Raw genomic sequence first — 1414 nt, 5'->3', positions numbered from 1 at the left:
GGGGCCGGCAAGTCAGCGCCCGAGGTTTTGGAAGACCAGGAGGACGCCGGTGAATACCGAAGCGCTGGAATACGCCTTGATGAAGGCGGAACGCCGGGTACTGGAGATCCAGTCGAAGTTGCACCGATGGGCGATGGATGATCCTCATCGCCGGTTCGACGATATCTTCAACCTCGTCGCCGATCCCGGCTTCCTGCTGGTGGCCTGGGATCGGGTGCGGGGCAACAAGGGTGCACGCCCGGCCGGAGTGGATGACGCACGGCGACGTCCACTCCGGCCGGGCAGGGAGTCGAGAGCTTCCTCGACGAGCTGCGGTCGGCATTGAAGGACCGCAGCTTCCATCCGTTGCCGGTGCGCGAGCGAATGATCCCGAAGGCGGACGGCGCACTCCGCCGTCTGGGCATCGCCACGATCCGGGACCGGTGGTCCAGGCGTCCTTGAAACTGGTGTTGGAGCCGATCTGGGAGGCTGCTTCCTCCCGCGCAGTTACGGCTTCCGCCCGAACCGCCGGGCTCACGCCGCTGTGGCCGAGGTGCGCCACCTCACGTCCCGCTCCTACGAGTGAGTCGTGGAAGGCGACATCAAAGCCTGCTTTGACGAGATTTCGCATTCTGCGCTTATGGAGCGGGTGCGTCAACGCGTCGGAGACAAACGCGTTCTGGCCCTGGTGAAGGCATTCCTCAAGGCAGGCATCCTCGCAGAGGACCGCGTCTTGAGGGAGACCAACGCCGGTGCCCCACAGGGTTCGATCCTCTCTCCGCTGATGTGCAACGTGGCCCTCTCGGTGCTGGACGAGTACATCGCCCAGTCCTCGGGAGGGTCCGGTGCCAGTCAGACGGCACGGGCCAAGCGCCGCCGCCACGGTCTGCCCAACTACCGGCTGATCCGGTACGCGGACGACTGGTGTCTGGTCGTCTCGGGCACCCAGGCGCACGCAGAAGACCTCCGGGAGGAGACTCCCGAGGTTCTGGCCACAATGGGCCTGCGCCTATCACAGGAAAAGACCCTGATCACCCATATCGACGAGGGCCTCGTGTTCCTCGACTGGCACATCCAGCGCCGCCGAAAACGAGGCACGTCCAAGCAGTACGTCTACACCTACCCGGCGAAGAGGGCTCTCGCGGCCGTCACCGCGAAGGTGAAGACAGCCTGCCGGATGAGCGTCAACCGACCGCCGGCAGCCCTGCTGCATCAGCTCAGTCAGATGCTGCGGGGCTGGACCACCTACTTCCGGCCCGGGGCGTCCAGCGGAGCCTTCAACTACCTACGTGCCCGTGGTCTGGCGCCTGGTATTCACCTGGCTGCGCCGCGAACACCCCAAGGCGAGATGGAAGGAACTCTGCCGCCTACTGCGACGGACGATGGTGGCCACACGACGGCGAGGTGAAACTGTTCAACCCGGCCAAGGTACGCA

At 65.1% G+C, this 1414-nt stretch carries 2 protein-coding genes; both read left to right on the top strand.

What is annotated here, in order from left to right:
* The first annotated feature begins 49 nt into the window (after positions 1-49).
* Positions 50-325: a hypothetical protein gene (locus tag VXC91_RS45600; protein WP_329513213.1), complete on the top strand. Its 276-nt coding sequence runs from the start codon at positions 50-52 to the stop codon at positions 323-325.
* A 294-nt stretch (positions 326-619) separates the two neighbouring features.
* Positions 620-1387: a reverse transcriptase domain-containing protein gene (locus VXC91_RS45595; RefSeq protein WP_329513212.1), complete on the top strand. Its 768-nt coding sequence runs from the start codon at positions 620-622 to the stop codon at positions 1385-1387.
* Positions 1388-1414 lie beyond the last annotated feature (27 nt).

It is taken from the genome of Streptomyces chiangmaiensis, assembly GCF_036281785.1.
In the GTDB taxonomy this organism is placed as follows: domain Bacteria; phylum Actinomycetota; class Actinomycetes; order Streptomycetales; family Streptomycetaceae; genus Streptomyces; species Streptomyces chiangmaiensis.
This window is presented reverse-complemented; position numbering and strand designations above follow the sequence as displayed.